A 14,828-nucleotide genomic window follows, 5' to 3' on the forward strand; every position below is an offset into this window, starting at 1 on the left:
GAGAACGCGTCCGGCCCGCGAGGATCCTCGGATCCGGCGGGCCGGACGCGTTCCTGTCGGACGACGGCGTCGGAGCCGGGGCTACTGCCCGCGCCCCCGGATCGCGCCGACGATCGCGACGGTCGCGAAGTAGACGATGAGGGCCAGCACGCCGAACGAGGCGAGCGCCCCGCTGGCCTCGGCCCAGGGCCGTCGCTCGTCCGTCATGGTGCCGGGCATGACGATGTCGAGGGCGAACATGCCCACCGCCAGGGCGAAGCAGACGAGGCTCAGCACGAGCAGCGCCCGGACCGCCTTGCCCACGGGGTCGTAGTAGCGCGGGTTCGACATCGTGCCTCCGGTTCTCGTGCTCTCGTGTCTATCCCGCCCGGACCGCTGTGGCAAGCGGTGGAGACGCGAAGACCCCCGCCCCTCCCCCTCCGCGGGCGCCGCTCTCGACGACGGGCGGTGCCGTCGTCACGAGCGGTGTCTCGCGGGAGGAGGAGGGACGGGGGTCGGAGCGGGACCGGCTACGCGGCCAGCGGGAGGGCGGCGGCCGAGGTCACCAGCAGCTCGCCGCCGACGGCGTCGACGCGGACCGCGCCTCCGTCGGAGACCTCGCCGCTGACGAACAGGTCGGCGATCCGGTCGTCGATGGAGCGCTGGACGAGCCGACGCAGGGGCCGGGCACCGTACTGCGGCTCGTAGCCGTTCTCGGCGAGCCAGTCGACGGCCGCCTCCGTCACCTCGAGCGTCACCTCGCGGGGAGCGAGGCGGGAGCGCGTGGTGTCGAGGACGATGCCGACGATCTCCCGCAGCTGCTCGCGGCCGAGGCGGCGGAACAGGACGATCTCGTCGATCCGGTTGAGGAACTCGGGGCGCATCGCCTCGCGGAGCCGGCCCATGACGCGATCCCGCAGGTCCTTCTCCGAGGCGAAGCCCTCGGCCGACGCATCGCTCTGAGCGACGAAGCCGAGCGCACCCGACCGCGAGGCCAGGAACTCCGAGCCGAGGTTCGAGGTCATGATGATCACCGTGTTGCGGAAGTCGACCGTCCGCCCCTGGCCGTCGGTCAGACGCCCGTCGTCGAGCACCTGCAGCAGCAGGTTGAACACGTCGGGGTGCGCCTTCTCGATCTCGTCGAAGAGGACCACCGAGTACGGGTTCCGGCGCACGCGCTCGGTCAGCTGACCGGCCTCGTCGTAGCCGACGTACCCGGGAGGGGCGCCGACCAGCCGCGAGACCGTGTGACGCTCGCCGAACTCGCTCATGTCGAAGCGGATGACCGACTGCTCATCGGCGAAGAGGGAGCCCGCGAGGGTGCGCGCCAGCTCCGTCTTGCCGACACCGGTCGGACCGAGGAAGAGGAACGAGCCGACCGGGCGCGAGGAGTCGCCGAGGCCTGTGCGGCTGCGGCGGACGGCCCGGGCGACCGCGGTGACCGCGTCGTCCTGGCCGATGACCCGCTGGTGCAGCTCGGTCTCGAGGTGGGCGAGGCGCTCGCGCTCCCCCTCCGTGAGCCGCGACACCGGGATGCCGGTGGCGCGGGCGATGACGGCCGCGATCTCCGTCTCGCCGACGACCGCCTCCGCGGGGGCGCTGCCGGTGGCCGCGTCGAGCTCCGCCTGCACGGCGCTGATCTCGTCGCGGACGCGGGACGCCTCCTCGTAGTGCTCGGCCGAGACGGCCGCGTTCTTGTCGGCCTCCAGGGTCGCCAGACGCTCGAGCAGAGCTCCGGTGTCGACGCCGGCTCCGAGGCGGAGGCGGAGGCGCGCGCCGGCCTGGTCGATCAGGTCGATCGCCTTGTCGGGCAGCACGCGGTCGGTGAGGTACCGGGCCGAGAGCTCGACGGAGGCGCGCAGGGCCTCGTCCGTGAAGCGCACGCGGTGGTGCTCCTCGTAGGCGGGGCGCAGGCCGTGCAGGATGGCGACCGCGTCCTCGATGCCGGGCTCGCCGACGCGGACCGGCTGGAAGCGCCGCTCCAGTGCCGGGTCCTTCTCGATGGTGCGGTACTCCTTGAGCGTGGTGGCGCCGACGAGGTGCAGCTCGCCCCGGGCCAGACGCGGCTTGAGGATGTTGCCCGCGTCCATGCCGCCCTCGCCGCCGCCGCCCGCACCGACCACGGTGTGGACCTCGTCGATGAAGACGATCAGCTCGCCGGAGTGCGCCGCGATCTCGTCCATGGTGCCGGTGAGGCGCTCCTCGAAGTCGCCGCGGTAGCGGGTGCCGGCCAGCATGCCGGGGAGGTCGAGCGAGATCACGCGCTTGCCGCGCAGCTGCTCGGGGACCTCCTCCGCCACGATCGCGCGGGCCAGGCCCTCGACGATCGCGGTCTTGCCGACGCCGGCCTCGCCGACGAGCACCGGGTTGTTCTTGGTGCGGCGGCTGAGGATCTCGACGGCCTGCTCGATCTCGTCGGCGCGCCCGATGACCGGGTCGAGCCGGCCCTCGCGGGCGAGAGCGGTGAGGTCGGTGCCGAACTTGTCGAGCATCGGAGTGTCGGAGGCGGGCTGTCCCGCCTCCTGCTGCTGCGGGGCCTCGGTCTCGCGCATGCCCTGGGTGAGAGCCTCGGCGGTGACGCCGGCGCGGGCGAGGACCTGCCCGGCGGGGGCGTCCTGGCCGAGCACGAGCGCGAAGAAGAGGTGCTCGGGCTCGATGTAGGTCGAACCGCTGGAGCGGGCGACCTGGTAGGCGTGGAACAGCGCGCGTTGCGCGCTGGGGGTGATGGTGGCCGCGTTCTGCGAGGCGTGGGCCTCGTCGGCCTGCGGGAGGCGCGCCTCCGCGGCGGTGGCGATGGCGGCGGGGTCGACGCCGATGCGGCGCACGGCCTGCGAGACGGTCTCGTCGTCGATGAGCACGCGGAGCACGTGCAGGGCGTCGAGCTCGGTCTGGCCGCGCTCGAGGGCGAAGCGTCCTGCGGACTGCAGGATGTCGCGGGTACGGGCGGTGAGGAATCGGCTGAGGTCGATCGACCGCGCCGCGCGGGCGCGCTCACCGTCGAGGTAGCGGGCGAGGAAGTCGTCGAACGAGCTCGCTCCGGCCTCGCTGTAGTTGTCGGGCACCTGTCCTCCTGAGGAAGTTGAGTCGGTTACGCTCAAGTTCAACGCAGGGGTGCCGTTCCTATTCCCGCCCCTCCCCCGCGAGATGCCGCTCCAGTCCGCGACGGGCGTACCGACCGGCGTCCCGCGGGGACGGGAAGAGGCACGGACTCCGGGGAGTCCGTGCCTCTCTGCGCCGACGCGCATTTCCTCCGGGGTGGGAGCTCTAGGGGACGAGGTAGCCCGCCGCGCGGAACAGCTCGTACCACTCCGGCCGCGTGAGCGGCAGATCGGAGCCGAGGGCCGCATCGCGCACGCGCTGCTCGTTGGTCGTGCCGAGCACGACCTGCATGCCCGCCGGGTGGCGGGTGATCCAGGCGGTGGCCACGGCGATCGCCGGGACCTCGTAGGTCGCTGCGAGCCGGTCGATGACGGCGTTCAGCTCGGGGTAGGCCGGGTTGTCGAGGAAGACGCCGGTGAAGAACCCCGCCTGGAAGGGCGACCAGGCCTGGACGGTGATGTCGTTCAGGCGGCAGTAGTCGAGGATGCCGGCGTCGCGCATGACGGACTGGTCCTCGCCGACCATGTTGGAGGCGACGCCCTGCGCGATCAGCGGCGCATGGGTGATCGAGAGCTGCAGCTGGTTCGCCACGATCGGCTGGTTCAGCGACTTCTTCAGCAGCTCGATCTGGTACGGCGTCTGGTTCGAGACGCCGAAGTGCTTCACCTTGCCGGACGCGTGCAGCTCGTCGAACGCGCGGGCCACCTCGTCGGGCTCGACGAGCGCGTCGGGCCGGTGCAGGAGCAGCACGTCGACGTAGTCGGTGCGCAGCGCCTTCAGCGAGCCCTCGACCGAGGCGATGAGGTGCTCGTAGGAGAAGTCGAAGTACGGGCCGTCGCCGACGATGCCCGCCTTGGTCTGCAGGACGACCTGCTCGCGCTCCGACGGGGTCAGCGCCATCGCCTCGGCGAAGCGCTCCTCGCAGCGGTGCAGCTCGCCGCCGTACACGTCGGCATGGTCGAAGAAGTCGATGCCGGAGTCGCGGGCGGCGCCGACGAGGCCGCGGATCGCCTCGTCGCTCATCTCGGGGATGCGCATGAGGCCGAGGACGACGTTCGGGGAGTCGACACCGGAGGTGCCGAGGGGGACGTGCTTCACAGGGAGTGCTCCTTCGTTGGATACCTCGTCCACGGTAGGCGCCCCGCCTGGGCGCCGTCCAACAGGGGGTGCTGGTGCGATTCATCCGGTGGAGTGGTGAATCGGCGGAGTGGTCGGCTGGGCGGCGGTGCGCTCCGTGCTCGACGGCTTCCCCCGGGTGCTGATGCGCCTGGCCCTCTGAGGCGCGCACGACGGCCGCTCCGGCCCCGCTCCGCGAGACACCGACGTGCCGCGCGAGGCGCCGCCGACAGGACGGCGCCTCGGCGACAGGGCGGCGCCTCGCCGGGTGCGGTGACCCGGCGCCCGCCCGCCGCCCGGAGACGAGGAACGGCCCCTCACCCGCGAGGGGAGGGGCCGTTCGCCGTGGAGGCCGGGACGTGGTGTCGACGCCTAGAAGTCCCAGTCCTCGTCCTCGGTGTTCACGGCCTTGCCGATCACGTAGGAGGAGCCGGAGCCCGAGAAGAAGTCGTGGTTCTCGTCCGCGTTGGGCGAGAGGGCCGACAGGATCGCGGGGTTCACATCGGTGACCTGCTTGGGGAACATCGGCTCGTAGCCGAGGTTCATCAGCGCCTTGTTCGCGTTGTAGTGCAGGAACTTCTTGACGTCCTCGGTCAGGCCGAGCTGGTCGTAGAGGTCCTGCGTGTACTGCGCCTCGTTGTCGTAGAGCTCGTAGAGCAGCGAGAACGTGTAGTCCTTGATCTCGTCGCGCTTGGCCTGGTCGACCCGCTCGAGTCCCTTCTGGAACTTGTAGCCGATGTAGTAGCCGTGCACGGCCTCGTCGCGGATGATCAGGCGCACGAGGTCGGCCGTGTTGGTGAGCTTGGCGCGCGAGGACCAGTACATCGGCAGGTAGAAGCCCGAGTAGAAGAGGAACGACTCCAGCAGCGTGGAGGCGACCTTCCGCTTCAGCGGGTCGTCGCCGCGGTAGTAGTCCATCACGATGGACGCCTTCTTCTGCAGGTTCGGGTTCTCCATCGACCAGCGGAAGGCCTCGTCGATGTCCTGGGTGTTCGACAGGGTCGAGAACACCGAGGAGTACGACTTGGCGTGGACCGACTCCATGAACGCGATGTTCGTGTAGACGGCCTCCTCGTGAGGCGTGATCGCGTCCGGGATGAGCGAGACGGCGCCGACGGTGCCCTGCACGGTGTCGAGCAGGGTGAGCCCGGTGAACACGCGCATGGTGAGCTGCTGCTCCTGGTGCGTGAGCGTGTTCCACGACTGGATGTCGTTCGACAGCGGGACCTTCTCGGGCAGCCAGAAGTTGCTCGTGAGGCGGTTCCACACCTCGACGTCCTTGTCGTCCTGGATCCGGTTCCAGTTGATCGCCTGGACGGAGTCGACGAGCTTGAGCTTCTCGGGGGGAGTCATGATTCCTTCTCGCTGCTGCGGATGGGTCGTGCGGAGGGGGGTGGGGCTGCGTGCTCTAGAGCATGCACGAGACGCACTGGTCGAGCTCGGTGCCCTCGAGCGCCAGCTGACGGATGCGGATGTAGTAGATCGTCTTGATGCCCTTGCGCCAGGCGTAGATCTGGGCGCGGTTGACGTCGCGGGTGGTCGCCGTGTCCTTGAAGAAGAGCGTGAGCGAGAGGCCCTGGTCGACGTGCTGCGTGGCGGCGGCGTAGGTGTCGATGATCTTCTCGTAGCCGATCTCGTACGCGTCCTGGTAGTACTCCAGGTTGTCGTTCGTCATGAACGGCGCCGGGTAGTAGACGCGGCCGAGCTTGCCCTCCTTGCGGATCTCGATCTTCGACGCGATCGGGTGGATCGAGGACGTCGAGTTGTTGATGTACGAGATCGAGCCGGTCGGCGGGACGGCCTGCAGGTTCTGGTTGTAGATGCCGTGCTCCATGACCGAGGCCTTGAGCGCACGCCAGTCGTCCCGGGTGGGGACCGCGATGCCCGAGTCGGCGAAGAGGCGGGAGACGCGCTCGGTGGCCGGCGCCCACTCCTTCTCCGTGTAGGTGTCGAAGAACTCGCCCGAGGCGTACTTCGAGTCGGCGAAGCCCTCGAAGGTGGTGCCGCGCTCGATGGAGAGGTTGTTGGAGGCGCGCAGGGCGTGGAACAGCACCGAGTAGAAGTAGATGTTGGTGAAGTCGATGCCCTCCTCGGATCCGTAGTGGATCCGCTCGCGGGCGAGGTAGCCGTGCAGGTTCATCTGGCCGAGGCCGATGGCGTGCGACTTGTCGTTGCCGTCCTCGATCGAGCGGACCGAGGTGATGTGCGACTGGTCGGACACCGAGGTGAGGCCGCGGATCGCGGTCTCGATGGTGCGGCCGAAGTCGGGCGAGTCCATCGTCAGCGCGATGTTCAGCGAGCCGAGGTTGCAGGAGATGTCCTTGCCGATCTGCGCGTAGGAGAGGTCCTCGTTGTAGGTCGTCGGAGTGTTGACCTGGAGGATCTCGGAGCAGAGGTTGGACATGTTGATGCGGCCCTTGATCGGGTTCGCCTGGTTCACCGTGTCCTCGAACACGATGTAGGGGTAGCCCGACTCGAACTGGATCTCGGCGATGGTCTGGAAGAACTCGCGCGCCGAGATCTTGGTCTTCTTGATGCGCGGGTCGTCGACCATCTCGCGGTACTTCTCCGAGAGGGAGATGTCGCCGAAGGGGATGCCGTAGACGCGCTCGACGTCATAGGGCGAGAAGAGGTACATGTCCTCGTTGTTCTTCGCGAGCTCGAACGTGATGTCGGGCACGACGACGCCGAGGGAGAGCGTCTTGATGCGGATCTTCTCGTCGGCGTTCTCGCGCTTGGTGTCGAGGAAGCGGAGGATGTCGGGGTGGTGCGCCGAGAGGTACACCGCTCCCGCGCCCTGGCGCGCGCCGAGCTGGTTGGCGTAGCTGAAGCTGTCCTCGAGGAGCTTCATCACGGGGATGATGCCCGAGGACTGGTTCTCGATCTGCTTGATCGGGGCGCCGGCCTCGCGGATGTTCGAGAGCGAGAGGGCGACGCCGCCGCCGCGCTTGGAGAGCTGGAGCGCGGAGTTGATGCCGCGGGCGATCGACTCCATGTTGTCCTCGATGCGCAGCAGGAAGCAGGAGACGAGCTCGCCGCGCTGGGCCTTGCCTGTGTTGAGGAAGGTCGGGGTCGCGGGCTGGAAGCGGCCGGCGACGATCTCCTCGACGAGGGCGGTCGCGAGCGTCTCGTCGCCCTGGGCGAGGCCGAGGGCGGTCATCACGACGCGGTCCTCGAAGCGCTCGAGGTAGCGCTTCCCGTCGAACGTCTTGAGCGTGTACGAGGTGTAGTACTTGAACGCGCCGAGGAAGGTCGCGAAGCGGAACTTCTTCGAGTACGCCAGGTCGTTGAGCTGCTGGATGAACTCGAACGAGTACTGGTCGAGCACGGCCTGCTCGTAGTACTCCTTCTCGACCAGGTAGTCGAGGCGCTCCTTGAGCGTGTGGAAGAACACCGTGTTCTGGTTGACGTGCTGCAGGAAGAACTCGCGAGCGGCCTCGCGGTCCTTGTCGAACTGGATCTCTCCGTTCGGGCCGTAGAGGTTCAGCATCGCGTTGAGCGAGTGGTAGTCCATCTGTGCGGCGTCGCGGGGAGCGTCGATCACTGCTGCGTCCAAAACGTGTCCAATCCTTCGTCGACGGCGCGGACGTCGTCGGGTGTTCCGAATACTTCGAATCGATAGAGGTGCGGCACCTCGCACTTGCGGGCGATGATGTCGCCGGCGAGGCAGTACGCCTCGCCGAAGTTCGTGTTGCCGGCGCCGATGACGCCGCGGATCAGGGAGCGGTTGCACGGATCGTTGAGGAACCGGATGACCTGCTTGGGGACCGCTCCCCCGCCGTTGCCGCCGCCGTAGGTGGGGAGGACGAGCACGTACGGCTCGTGGACGTGGAGCGTGTCGAGGGCGGCTCCGTCGCGGCGGGCGTGGAGCGGGATGCGCTGCGCCGGCCGTCCGAGCTTCTCGATGAACCGGTGCGTGTTCCCCGAGCTGCTGGAGAAGTACACGAGCCCGCTCATCCTCCGGCCCCTCTCCCCGTCAGCTGCTGTTCTCGGTCCCGCCTCCGAGGCGGCTGCGCGGTGAGCCGCAAGGCGGAGGAGGAAGCCGCAGCGGCGCTACGGCACCCGCCGACGACGTCGCGGATCGCCGTCCGTGCGCCTCAGAGGGTCGCGATCTTGTCGGGGCGGAAGCCGGACCAGTGGTCGTCGTCCGTGATGACGACCGGCGCCTGGAGGTAGCCGAGGGCCTTGACGGCCTCGAGGGCCTTCTCGTCCACGGAGAGGTCGAACACCTCGTAGTCGATGCCCTTGCTGTCGAGGGCGCGGTACGTCGCGGTGCACTGGACGCAGGAGGGCTTGGTGTAGACCGTCACAGCCATGGGTGTCGCCTTTCGAAGGGGGTGTCCCGGTGCCGCTCCCCGACCGGCGGCTCGCGATGCGGGCGGGGTCGGAGGGTGGTCCGGGTGAGTTCTGGGTGCCAGTGGGGCTCTCGCTCCGACCTGCTCAGCAATACTACATATAGGGGGCGGGCCGGTGTCAGCCCACTAGACGTAGTAGTTACAGCCGTGTAGTTATCCACCGGTTCCTCCCCCGTTCATCCACAGGTCGGAGCCCGTGGAACCGCGGAAGGACGCGGATCCGGACGAACCATCCACAGGTGTGGACAGAAGGATCCCGTTCACTGTGTACAACGCGCCACGGCGTGTCGGCATGCCCGACCGGTGGGGTCCGCGCGGCGGCTCGACCACAAGATGTGGTGGTCGGATCGCATCGCGGGGCATGCCCGGACGGTACGCCCGACCACCGACACCGCGAACGGTCAGAGGAGCTGCGCGGCCCACTCCCGGGCGACGGCGCGCAGGTGCGGGAGCGGGTCCGCGAGGGCCGCGGACGAGGAGCCCGCCGCCTCCGTCAGCGACACCGCCGCGGTGAAGCCGGGAGTCGGCGCCGCGATCGCCCCGGCGACGAGGAGCGTCCGCGCCCCGGCCGCCTCGGCGAGCGCGAGGACGTGCACCGGGACCTTGCCGGCGGCGGACTGCGCGTCGAAGCGCCCCTCCCCCGTGATGACGACGTCCGCGCCCGCTAGGAGCGCCGGGAGCCCGATCGCCCGTCCGACGGCGCCGGCGCCGGAGGTCGTACGCGCGCCCCAGGCGAGCAGCCCGAAGCCCGTCCCGCCAGCCGCCCCGGAGCCCGGCGCATCGGGATCCGCGTCCAGGTGCGTGGCGAGACGGCGGAGGCCGCTCTCGAGGACGAGGACGTCCTCGGGGCCGGCCCCCTTCTGCGGTCCGAAGACGCGGGCCGCCCCGGAGTCGCCGAGCAGCGGGGTCGCGACGTCGCTGAGCACGACCGCACCTCCGGGCGGCAGAGGACGCAGCGCGCGGAGGTCGGCGGCGGCGATCGCGGGCAGCGCACCGCCTCCCTCGCCGAGGTCGCGGCCGGAGGCGGTGGAGAAGCGTGCGCCGAGCTCGCGGAGCGCTCCGACTCCGCCGTCGGTCGAGGCGCTGCCGCCGATCGCCAGCAGCAGGGCGTGCGCCCCCGCGTCGAGGGCGGCGGCGATCGCGCGGCCGAAGCCGCGCGTGTGCGCGGTGAGCGGTCGGAGCGGGTCGAGCAGCGTGATGCCGCTCGTGGAGGCGAGCTCGACGACGGCTGTCCCGTCGGGGAGCAGCAGCCACCAGGCGCGGACCGGCCGGTCGTCCGGGCCGGGGACGATGACCGGCCGCCGAAGCGACCCCGGGACCGCGAGTGCGAAGGCCTCGACCGTGCCCTCTCCTCCGTCGGCCATCGGCGCGAGGACGATCTCGTCCCCCGGGCGCGCAGCGCTCCAGCCCTCGGCGATCGCCCGCGCGACCTCGACCGCGCTCGCCGACCCCTTGAAGGAGTCGGGCGCGACGACGACCCTCAGCCTGCCCACGCGCTCAGTGTGGCACCGCGCCGCCGCTCAGAGCGGGGTCGCGAGCCGGTAGCCGCGCTTGATCACCGTCGCCACGAGCCGCGGTTCGGGGAGGGCCTGACGGAGGCGGCTGACAGCGACGTCGACCGCGTGGTCGTCGAGAGCCTCCGGCGCGGAGGCCGCGAGGACGTGACGCGCGACGGTCGCGCCCTCGGCGGCGACGAGAGTCCGGAACAGCGCGAGCGCGACCGGGGTCAGCGCCACCCGGGTCCCGGCCAGGACCGCGTGCCGGCCTCGGAGCTCGAGAGTGCCGAAGGCCGTCTCGATGCGGGGCGACGCCTGCTCGAGGTGCTCGCAGGTCAGGCGGATGAGCGCGCCCATCCGGAACCGGTCCGGCACGACCGGGAGGATCCCTGCCTCGAACAGGGGTGCTGCGGTCACCGGGCCGACGGCGGCGGCGACCACCGTCTCGCGGAAGGCCGCCTGGAGGTCGTCGAGGCGGCCCGCGGCCTCCGCGACCGTGAAGAGCGCCTCCACCGCCGGCGCGCTGGTGAAGGTGACGGCGTCGATGCCCCCTCCGCAGACCGCGTCGATCAGCCGCAGCACCCGGGCGGAGTCCTCGTGCACGCTCCAGCGGTAGGGCGCGGCCGTGAGCACCCGGGCGCCGGCGTCGCGGAGACGCTGCAGCTGAGCCGGGTCGGTGAATCCGTGCAGCTGCACCGCGATCGTGCGGCCGGCGACGCCCTCGCGCAGGGCCAGGTCGACGAGGGAGGTGGTCGTCTCGCGCTCGCTCATCCCGTGGTCGTCGAGACCCGCCGCACGGATCGCTCCGCGCGCCTTGGGTCCGCGGACGAGGATCCGCGCGGAGGACAGCGCGTCGGCCAGCTCGATCCCCGCGGCGTCCGCGGCCTCGAGCCAGCGCCGCAGGCCGTAGGAGGTGGTGGCGAGGAGCACGTCGGGACGGGCGGCGACGATGGCGCGGGTCTCCTCCTCGAGCGCGCCCTCGGTGTCGACGCCGCGCATTCGGATGGTGGGGGCGTGCGTGACGGCGGCACCGCGGCGCTCGAACGCGGCGATCAGGTCCTCGGAGCGGCGGTCGGAGGTGACCCCGATGCGGAAGCCGTCCAGCTGGTCGGGTCGGAACCCCACGGCGGCGTCGGGATCGGTGCCGGTCATGCTCGGCCCCCTCGGGGTCTCACGCGGTCAGTGCATCGACCGCTCGGGCGATGCTCTCGGGGTCCCCCGCATCATGGCACGCGGCCTGCCGGACCACCTCGCCGATGACGATCACGGCGGGCGAGCGCGGTGCCAGCTCGGCGAGCAGGCCGAGCACTGCGCCGACCGACGAGACCGTCGTGCGCTGGTCGCGCGACCAGCCCCGCTCGACGATCGCGAGGGGCGTGTCGGCGCGCATCCCGGCGCGCTGCAGCCCGGCGACGAGGTGCGGGAGGGTGTTCACGCCCATCAGCACCACGATCGTCCCGCCCAGCCCGGCCAGATGGCCGAGCTCCTGCTCGCTGAACGGCGCATGGCCCGAGACCACGGTGAAGGCCCTGCTGACCTCGCGGTGGGTGACCGGGATCCCGGCGGCGGCGGGCACCGAGATCGCGCTGGTCACTCCGGGGACGACCGTGGAGCCGACGCCGGCGAGCCGGCACGCGCGCACCTCCTCCGACCCGCGGCCGAACACGAACGGATCGCCGCCCTTCAGGCGCACGACGTCCAGACCCGCGAGGGCCCGTTCGATCATCAGCCGCTCGATCTCGTGCTGCGGCACCGCATGATGACCCGGCGTCTTGCCGACGTCGATCAGCTCGGCGCCGGGCGCCCACTCGGCCAGGCCCTCGTGCGGACCGAGCCGGTCGTAGAGCACCACGTCCGCGTCGCGGAGGGCGCGGCGGGCGGCGAGGGTCATCAGATCCGGATCGCCGGGGCCGCCGCCGACGATGCTGACGTGCCCGACCGGCCGGGTCGGCGCGGGGGCCTCGTCGACGATCCAGGGGCAGAGCTCGGCCGCCGCTGCTCGGAGCGGCGCCGGCCCCTCCACCCACACGATCAGGGCCGGGGGCGCCGGGGTGAGCGCGTCCTCCGCCTCGTGCCGCTCGACGAGTGCGCCGGCGGCTCGGTAGCGGGCGAGCACGCGGCGGGTCCCGGAGGCGGTGCCGATCACGAGCACGCGGCGTCCGGCGAGGTCGAGGGAGAGCTGCATCACGAGTCCGATCCGATCCCGGCCGGACCGACGGGGATCCTCGGCCCCGCGACCAGCACGGGTCCGTCCGGTCTCTCGTCCCGGCCGGCGGGCCGGACCTGCCCGCGCTCGCGCACGGTCGCGACGCGCGGATCCGCGGTGTCCGGGGCGTTCACGAAGGAGCGGAAGCGGCGGAGCCGGTCGGGATCGGCGAGGGTCGCCGCCCACTCGTCGACGTAGGTGTCGACGTGCGTGGCCATGGCGGCCTCCAGCTCGGCGGCGATGCCGAGCGAGTCCTCGCAGACCACCTCGCGCACGTGCTCGAGTCCGCCGGGGAGCTCCTCCTGCCAGCGTGCGGTCCGCTGGAGCCGCTCGGCCGTCCGCACGTAGTACATGACGTAGCGGTCGATGTAGCGCACCAGGGTCTCGTCGTCGAGGTCCTGCGCGAGCAGCTGGGCGTGCGCCGGCTGGTAGCCGCCGTTGCCGCCGACGTAGAGGTTCCAGCCGAGGTCGCTCGCGATGACGCCGATGTCCTTCCCCCGCGCCTCGGCGCACTCGCGGGCGCAGCCGCTGACCCCGAGCTTGAACTTGTGCGGCGAGCGGAGACCCCGGTACCGCTCCTCGAGGAAGACCGCCATCCCGACCGCGTCCTGGACTCCGAAGCGGCACCAGGTCGATCCGACGCACGACTTGACCGTGCGCAGCGACTTGCCGTACGCCTGACCCGACTCGAAGCCGGCGTCGACGAGGAGGCGCCAGATCTCGGGCAGCTGCTCGAGGCGGGCGCCGAACATGTCGATCCGCTGCCCGCCGGTGATCTTCGTGTAGAGGCCGTACTGCTCGGCGACCTCGGCGATCACCTTGAGCTTCGCCGGCGTGATCTCGCCCCCGGGGATCCGCGGGACGACGGAGTAAGTGCCGTCCTTCTGCATGTTGGCCAGGGCGCGGTCGTTGGTGTCCTGCAGCGGCGCCTGGCCGCCGTCGAGGATGTAGGCGTTCGTCTGGGTGGCGAGGACGGAGGCGATCACCGGCTTGCACACGTCGCAGCCCAGCCCGGAGCCGAAGCGCTCCATCACCTGCTCGGCCGAGTGCAGCCCGAGGATGCGGACCGACTCGAACAGCTCGCTGCGGCTGAGCGCCACATGCTCGCAGAGGGCGCGGGAGACCTCGACGCCCGCACGGATCAGCTCCGTGTCGAGCAGCTTCTTCACCAGGGGCACGCACGATCCGCACTGGGTGCCCGCGCGGGTGCAGGCCTTGAGCGGCCCCAGCTCGGTGCACCCCTCGCCGATCGCGTGGCGGACCTCGCCGACCGAGACGTTGTTGCACGAGCAGACCTGGGCGTCGTCCGGAAGGTCGCCCGAGGGCGCCTCCGCCCCCGCCGCCGCGAGGTAGGCGCCGGGCTCGGCCGGCAGCTCGCGCCCCAGCAGCGGGCGGAGGGAGGAGTAGGGGCCCGCGTCGCCGACGAACATCCCGCCGAGCAGCGTGCGCGCATCGTCCGAGACGACGACCTTCTGGTAGAGACCGCGGGCCGGATCGGCGTAGACGACCTCGAGCGCTCCCTCCGTGGTGCCGAGGGCGTCGCCGAAGCTGGCGACCTCCACGCCCGAGAGCTTGAGCTTGGTGGCGTCGTCGACCCCCGGGAAGGTCGCGTCGCCGCCGAGGATCCGGTCGGCGACCACCTCCGCCATCGCGTTGGCGGGTGCGACGAGCCCGACGGTGCGGCCGGCGATCGCGGCGACCTCGCCGATGGCCCAGACTCCCGCCCTGCTGGTGCGGCAGGCCTCGTCGACGACCACGCCTCCGCGCGGTGCGACCTCGATCCCGACCGCTCGGGCGAGCTCGTCGCGCGCCGTGATCCCGATGGAGAAGACCACGAGATCGGCGCTGATGCTGCTGCCGTCGGTCAGCGCGACGCCGAGCACCGTCCCCGTCGGCGAGGTGAGGATCGCGGTGGGCCGGTTGCCGAGGTGCAGCGCGATCCCCTGCGCCGAGATGATGCGGCCGAGGGCCTGCCCGGCGCCCTCGTCGAGCTGCGCGCTCATCAGCCAGCGGCCGGAGTGGACGAGGGCGGTGCGCGCACCGAGCCGGTGCGCGCCTCCCGCCGCCTCGAGGCCGAGCAGACCGCCGCCGACCACGACCACGATCGCGGGGCGGCCGCGCCGGGCGCGGAACGCGGCGAGCTCGGCGACGAGCCCGTCCACGTCCTCGAGCGTGCGGTAGACGCGGCCGTGCTCGGCGCCCTCGATCGGCGGGACCGTGGCGGAGGAGCCCGTCGCCAGGACGATGTCGTCGCCCTCGAGGGAGCGGCCGTCCGCGAGCTCGACGCGCAGGCGGTCGGGATCGATCGCGACGACACGGGAGGAGGTGATCAGCCGCGCCGACTCCCACAGAGCGCCGTCGCCCAGAGTCAGGTCGTGCTCGCCGTCGAGGCGCTTCGAGAGTGCGACGCGGTCGTAGGGACGGTGCACCTCCTCGCCGAGGACGGTGATCTCCAGCGCCTCGTCGCCGGCCCGGGCGACGAGCGCGTCGACCAGGCGGTGCGCGGCGGGTCCCGCTCCGACGACGAGCACGCGTCGGGGCCGGGCGGCGGGGTTCGCTCCAGGAGTCATGACGTCC

General features: G+C 71.3%; 11 protein-coding genes. All 11 read right to left on the reverse strand.

Going from position 1 to position 14,828, the window contains the following annotated elements:
- Window positions 1-81: 81 nt before the first annotated feature.
- Window positions 82-330 carry a hypothetical protein gene (locus C5B93_RS13840; protein WP_104224361.1) on the reverse strand — a complete coding sequence of 83 codons (249 nt, stop codon included), beginning with the start codon at window positions 328-330 and terminating at the stop codon, window positions 82-84.
- Between the two features lie 179 nt (window positions 331-509).
- A complete protein-coding gene (locus C5B93_RS13845; protein WP_104292716.1) occupies window positions 510-3,041 on the reverse strand; it encodes an ATP-dependent Clp protease ATP-binding subunit in 2,532 nt (843 codons plus the stop codon).
- Between the two features lie 202 nt (window positions 3,042-3,243).
- Entirely contained in the window at window positions 3,244-4,176 is a 933-nt protein-coding gene (locus C5B93_RS13850) for an aldo/keto reductase family oxidoreductase (protein WP_258068230.1), read from the reverse strand.
- Between the two features lie 390 nt (window positions 4,177-4,566).
- Complete coding sequence (nrdF, locus tag C5B93_RS13855; RefSeq protein WP_104224358.1) at window positions 4,567-5,547, reverse strand: class 1b ribonucleoside-diphosphate reductase subunit beta; 981 nt, start codon at window positions 5,545-5,547, stop codon at window positions 4,567-4,569.
- 55 nt (window positions 5,548-5,602) lie between these two features.
- A complete protein-coding gene (nrdE, locus tag C5B93_RS13860) occupies window positions 5,603-7,708 on the reverse strand; it encodes a class 1b ribonucleoside-diphosphate reductase subunit alpha (RefSeq protein ID WP_104250945.1) in 2,106 nt (701 codons plus the stop codon).
- 26 nt (window positions 7,709-7,734) lie between these two features.
- On the reverse strand, window positions 7,735-8,151 hold the full coding sequence (gene nrdI / locus C5B93_RS13865; protein WP_104224357.1) for a class Ib ribonucleoside-diphosphate reductase assembly flavoprotein NrdI: 417 nt from the start codon (window positions 8,149-8,151) through the stop codon (window positions 7,735-7,737).
- Window positions 8,152-8,291: 140 nt separating this feature from the next.
- Window positions 8,292-8,510, reverse strand: a complete 219-nt coding sequence (gene nrdH / locus C5B93_RS13870) for a glutaredoxin-like protein NrdH (RefSeq protein ID WP_068255139.1) — start codon at window positions 8,508-8,510, stop codon at window positions 8,292-8,294.
- Window positions 8,511-8,950: 440 nt separating this feature from the next.
- Window positions 8,951-10,033, reverse strand: coding sequence for a glycerate kinase (locus C5B93_RS13875; protein ID WP_104258226.1), 1,083 nt, complete (start codon window positions 10,031-10,033; stop codon window positions 8,951-8,953).
- A 36-nt stretch (window positions 10,034-10,069) separates the two neighbouring features.
- Complete coding sequence (locus C5B93_RS13880; RefSeq protein WP_104292717.1) at window positions 10,070-11,197, reverse strand: uroporphyrinogen-III synthase; 1,128 nt, start codon at window positions 11,195-11,197, stop codon at window positions 10,070-10,072.
- 19 nt (window positions 11,198-11,216) lie between these two features.
- Window positions 11,217-12,230, reverse strand: a complete 1,014-nt coding sequence (gene cobA / locus C5B93_RS13885; RefSeq protein WP_104224371.1) for a uroporphyrinogen-III C-methyltransferase — start codon at window positions 12,228-12,230, stop codon at window positions 11,217-11,219.
- A complete protein-coding gene (gene nirB, locus C5B93_RS13890; RefSeq protein WP_104292723.1) occupies window positions 12,230-14,821 on the reverse strand; it encodes a nitrite reductase large subunit NirB in 2,592 nt (863 codons plus the stop codon). Before nirB ends, cobA begins: the two co-directional genes overlap by 1 nt.
- Between the last annotated feature and the right edge of the window lie 7 nt (window positions 14,822-14,828).

Source organism: Rathayibacter sp. AY1A2 (assembly GCF_002930935.1).
Classification (GTDB): Bacteria; Actinomycetota; Actinomycetes; order Actinomycetales; family Microbacteriaceae; genus Rathayibacter.

Coding starts and splice junctions, on each gene's coding strand:
- nirB (WP_104292723.1), bottom strand. CDS start 14,821: ATGACTCCTGGAGCGAACCCCGCCGCCCGGCCCCGACGCGTGCTCGTC.
- C5B93_RS13840 (WP_104224361.1), bottom strand. CDS start 330: ATGTCGAACCCGCGCTACTACGACCCCGTGGGCAAGGCGGTCCGGGCG.
- C5B93_RS13880 (WP_104292717.1), bottom strand. CDS start 11,197: ATGACCGGCACCGATCCCGACGCCGCCGTGGGGTTCCGACCCGACCAG.
- nrdF (WP_104224358.1), bottom strand. CDS start 5,547: ATGACTCCCCCCGAGAAGCTCAAGCTCGTCGACTCCGTCCAGGCGATC.
- nrdH (WP_068255139.1), bottom strand. CDS start 8,510: ATGGCTGTGACGGTCTACACCAAGCCCTCCTGCGTCCAGTGCACCGCG.
- cobA (WP_104224371.1), bottom strand. CDS start 12,230: ATGCAGCTCTCCCTCGACCTCGCCGGACGCCGCGTGCTCGTGATCGGC.
- nrdI (WP_104224357.1), bottom strand. CDS start 8,151: ATGAGCGGGCTCGTGTACTTCTCCAGCAGCTCGGGGAACACGCACCGG.
- nrdE (WP_104250945.1), bottom strand. CDS start 7,708: ATGGACTACCACTCGCTCAACGCGATGCTGAACCTCTACGGCCCGAAC.